The 4,395-nt window shown below is 65.5% G+C and carries 6 protein-coding genes; all 6 read left to right on the top strand.

What is annotated here, in order from left to right:
* Positions 1–378 (top strand): phosphotransferase (locus tag JHC57_RS21350; protein WP_294032592.1); only part of this gene is annotated, 378 nt, incomplete at its 5' end.
* Positions 375–1,151 carry a glucose 1-dehydrogenase gene (locus JHC57_RS21345; protein WP_294032591.1) on the top strand — a complete coding sequence of 259 codons (777 nt, stop codon included), beginning with the start codon at positions 375–377 and terminating at the stop codon, positions 1,149–1,151. The genes JHC57_RS21350 and JHC57_RS21345, both read left to right, overlap by 4 nt.
* Positions 1,151–1,954: an SDR family NAD(P)-dependent oxidoreductase gene (locus tag JHC57_RS21340; protein ID WP_294032593.1), complete on the top strand. Its 804-nt coding sequence runs from the start codon at positions 1,151–1,153 to the stop codon at positions 1,952–1,954. The genes JHC57_RS21345 and JHC57_RS21340 overlap by 1 nt, the downstream gene beginning before the upstream one ends.
* 12 nt (positions 1,955–1,966) lie before the next feature.
* On the top strand, positions 1,967–2,914 hold the full coding sequence (locus tag JHC57_RS21335) for an aldo/keto reductase family protein (protein ID WP_294032590.1): 948 nt from the start codon (positions 1,967–1,969) through the stop codon (positions 2,912–2,914).
* Entirely contained in the window at positions 2,911–4,113 is a 1,203-nt protein-coding gene (locus tag JHC57_RS21330) for a serine hydrolase (protein ID WP_294032589.1), read from the top strand. The genes JHC57_RS21335 and JHC57_RS21330 overlap by 4 nt, the downstream gene beginning before the upstream one ends.
* Before the next feature lie 23 nt (positions 4,114–4,136).
* Positions 4,137–4,395, top strand: a 259-nt coding sequence (locus JHC57_RS21325) for an enoyl-CoA hydratase/isomerase family protein (RefSeq protein ID WP_294032588.1), incomplete at its 3' end; no start/stop codon positions are given.

Raw genomic sequence — 4,395 nt, 5'->3', positions numbered from 1 at the left:
CCCGAAGTGCTCGCGGTGCTCGACTGGGAGCTGTCGACATTGGGCGATCCGCTCGCCGATTTCACCTATGTCGCGATGGCGTGGGTCACCGAAAATGGCGGGCGTTCGGGGGTGATGGACCTCGACCGCAAGCAACTCGGCATTCCCGAACTCGACGAGGTCGTCGAACGCTATTGCGCGGCGACCGGCCGCGACGGCGTGCCCGACATGAACTGGTATTTCGCCTATAATTTCTTCCGCCTCGCGGGGATCATGCAGGGAATCAAGAAGCGCGTCATCGACGGCACCGCTTCCTCCGCGCATGCGAAAGCGATGTCCGAACGCGTCCTGCCGCTTGCCCAGAAAGCGTGGGATTTTGCACGGAAGGCCGGCGCATGAGTCTGTTCGACATGGGTGGCCAGGTGGCACTGATCACCGGATCGTCGCGCGGCATCGGCAAGGCGACGGCCGAAGCGATGGCCGAACAGGGCGCCAAGGTCGTGATTTCGAGCCGCAAGGCCGACGCGTGCGAGGAAACCGCCGCCGAGATCAACGCGCGCTTCGGCGAAGGCACCGCGCTTCCTGTGCGTGCCAACATCTCGTCGAAGGAAGAGCTCGAGATACTCGTTGCCGAGACGCGCCGCGTCTTCGGCAAGATCACCACGCTCGTCTGCAACGCCGCGTCGAACCCCTATTACGGCCCCGGGCTCGGGATCAGCGACGACCAGTTCCGCAAGATCATGGACAATAATATCCTGTCCAATCACTGGTTGATCAGCATGGTCGCGCCCGAGATGCTCGAGCGCGGCGAAGGGTCGATCATCATCATCAGTTCGATCGGCGGGCTGAAAGGATCGCCGATCATCGGCGCCTACGGGATCTCGAAAGCCGCCGACATGCAGGTCGCGCGCAATTTCTCGGTCGAATTCGGACCGCGCGGCGTGCGCGTCAACTGCATCGCGCCGGGGCTGGTGCGCACCGACATGGCGCGCGCCCTGTGGGAAAATGAGGAAAACCTCAAACGATCGACCGCCGCCTCGACGCTGAAGCGCATCGGCGAGCCGCACGAGATCGCGGGCGCCGCGGTCTTCCTAGCCAGCAGGGCGGGAGCATTCACCACCGGCCAGACCATCGTCTGCGATGGCGGAGCCACGATTTCGGGAGGCGCATGATGGGTGCACTGGACGGCAAGATCGCGATCATCACCGGCGCCGGTTCGGGTATCGGCCGCGCGAGCGCGTTGCGCTTCGCCGCCGAGGGGGCGAAGCTCGTCATCGGCGACAAGACGGCCGCGGTGCACGAGACCGCACAGATGGTGAAGGATGCGGGCGGCGAAGCCGTTGCGCTCGAAATCGATGCGGGCGTCGAGGCCGATGTCGCGTCGCTCGTTGCGGCGGCGAAGGAGAATTTCGGCGGGCTCGACGTCGCGTTCGCCAACGCCGGAATCATCGGCGACATGGGCGGCATCTTCGATTTCGACCCCGCCGCTTGGGCCGAGACCTTGCGCGTCAACCTGATCGGTCCCGCGCTGATGGTGAAACATGCCGGCAAGGCGATGGTCGATCAGGGCCGCGGCGGCGCGATCGTCCTGACCGCGAGCGTCGCGGGGATCAATTCGGGCGCGGGTCCGGGCGCCTATTCGGCGTCGAAGGCGGGGGTGATCAATCTTGCGAAAGTCGCGGCGCAGCAGCTGTCGACGAGCGGCGTGCGCGTCAATGCCGTCTGCCCCGGCCTCACCGAAACGGGGATGACCAAGCCGACATTCGACTATGCACGCGCGAAGGAAGTCACGCACAAGCTTGGCCAGCTCAATCCCTTGCGCCGCGCCGCGCAGCCCGAGGAGCTCGCCAATGTTGCGCTTTTCCTCGCAAGCGACCAGGCAAGTTACGTCAATGGTCAGGCAATCGCGGTCGATGGCGGGCTCACCAGTTCGCATCCGGTGACGCGTCAGCTGCTGGGCCAGACCTCGCACTGACGGAGCAAGCCCATGCAATATCGTGACCTAGGCGACAGCGGCATCAGCGTTTCGACCATCTGCCTCGGCAGCTGGTTGACCTATGGCGCGGGGGTGGATGACAGCGCAGGGCGCGCGTGCGTCGATGCGGCGTTCGATGCCGGTATCAACTTCATCGACACCGCGAACATCTATGGCCGCGGCGCGGCCGAGTCTTTTCTCGGCGAAGTGCTCAAGGACCGCGCGCGCGATTCCTATGTGCTCGCGACCAAGCTTTTCTTCCCGATGACCGAGAGCGATCGCGGCCTGTCGGCGGCACAGGTCGCCAAACAGATCGATGCGAGCCTGACGCGGCTCAAGACCGACTATGTCGACCTCTATCAATGCCATCGTTACGACGCGGAAACGCCGCTCGAAGAAACGATGGAAGCACTCTCCGAAGTCGTGCGCAGCGGCAAGGCTCGCGCGATCGGCTTTTCCGAATGGTCGCCCGAGCAGATCGAGGCGGCACTCGCGCTTGCCCCACCAGCGGTCAAATTCGTGTCGAGCCAGCCGCAATACAGCCTGCTCTATCGCCGCGCCGAAGCGAAAGTGATCCCGGTCAGCATCGCGAACGGCATCGGCCAGATCGTCTGGTCGCCGCTCGCGCAGGGCGTGCTCAGCGGCAAATATCTGCCCGGCGCCGCGCTGCCCGCGGGGAGCCGCGCCACGGGCGACGACGCGCATTTCATGCAGCAATTCCTGACCGATCCGGTACTCGAAGCGGTGCAGAGCCTGAAGTCGGTCGCCGACAAGGCGGGATGCTCGCTGGCGCAGCTCGCGATCGCCTGGGTGCTCGCGCAGCCGGGCATCACGAGCGCGATCGTCGGCGCGAGCCGTCCCGAGCAGCTGCGCGAAACCGCCAGGGCGGCCGACATGACCATCGACCCGGCGCTGCTCGCCGAGGCCGCCGCCATCCTTGAAGGAGTTCGCATTTCGTGAGCCACGGGTTCGATACCAAGCGCCTTGACCGCATCCCGGCCTTCCTCGCCGCCAAATATGTCGACACCGGCCGCCTGCCGCACGCCGCGACCCTGGTGTCGCGGCGCGGCGAGATCGCGCATCGCTCGTGCATCGGCGAGAGCCGGCCCGGCGAGGCGCTGAAGGACGATGCGATCTTCCGCATCGCTAGCATGACCAAGCCGGTCACCAGCATCGCCTTCATGATGCTTGTCGAGGAAGGCAAGGTCGCGCTGTCCGATCCGCTCGTCAAATTTTGCCCCGAGTTCGGGGATACTGGCGTGTTCGTCGCGGGGGGCGGCAACGTCCCCTTCCTGACCCGCCCGCCGACGCAGCCGATCCGCATGGTCGATCTGCTGCGGCATACCGCCGGCCTCACCTATGGCTTTCAGGAGCGCACGCCGGTCGACGCGGCGTACCGCAAGGCGCGGATCGACGATTTCGACGCCGATTACACGATGGACAGCTTCATCGCCGACCTCGCGAAGATCCCGCTGCAGTTCGACCCCGGCGCGCACTGGAATTATTCGATGGCGACCGACGTGCTCGGCGCGGTGATCGAACGCATCGAGGGCAAACCCTTCGCGCAGGTGTTGCAGGAGCGCATCTTCGGCCCGCTCGGCATGGTCGATACAGGCTTCAAGGTGCCCGCCGGGCAGCAGCACCGGCTGACCGACGCCTATGCCTTCCACCCCAAGGACAGGATGCAGGGCTTCGACGAAGGCGCGCGCAGCCGCTGGGCGAAGGATCGCAGTTTCCATTCGGGCGGCGGCGGGCTCGCCTCGACGCTCGACGATTATCACCGCTTCTGCCTGATGCTGCTCGGCGGCGGCAAGCTCGGCGATACGCGTATCGTCAGCCGCAAGACGCTCGATCTGATGACCTCGAACCACCTTCCCGGCGGCGGCGACCTCACGCAGCACAGCGTCGGTATCTTCAGCGAGGACGAGAATGCCGGGGTCGGATTCGGGCTCGGCTTCGCGGTCACGCTCGACCCCGCGCGCGCGGGCATTCCCGGCTCGGCGGGCGATTTCTACTGGGGCGGCATGTTCTCGACCGGCTTCTTCGTCGATCCGGTCGAAGAAATCTGCATGGTGTTCATGACCCAGCTCATGCCCTCCTCCACCTATCCCGTGCGGCGCGAGGTCAAGACGCTTGTCCACGCCGCCATCGACGACTGACATCCAGACCAAGGAGTTCTCCCATGTCCGAAGACACCCCCGTTAGCGTCACGATGGAAAAGGACGGCGACGTCGCCGTCATCATCGTCAACAATCCGCCCGTCAACGCGCTGAGCTGGCACGTCCGGCAGGGGCTCGAGGATCAGTTCGGCGCCGCGCTCGCCGATGACAGCGTCAAGGCGATCGTGCTGCGCTGCGCCGGCGCGACCTTCATCGCGGGCGCCGACATCAGCGAATTCGGCAAGCCGCCGCGCGGCCCCGATTTCAACGCGGTGCTCAACA

The sequence above is a fragment of the Sphingopyxis sp. genome (assembly GCF_016463645.1).
Classification (GTDB): domain Bacteria; phylum Pseudomonadota; class Alphaproteobacteria; order Sphingomonadales; family Sphingomonadaceae; genus Sphingopyxis.
The sequence above is the reverse complement of the archived record's forward strand: the minus strand, read 5'-3'. Positions and strand labels throughout refer to the sequence as shown.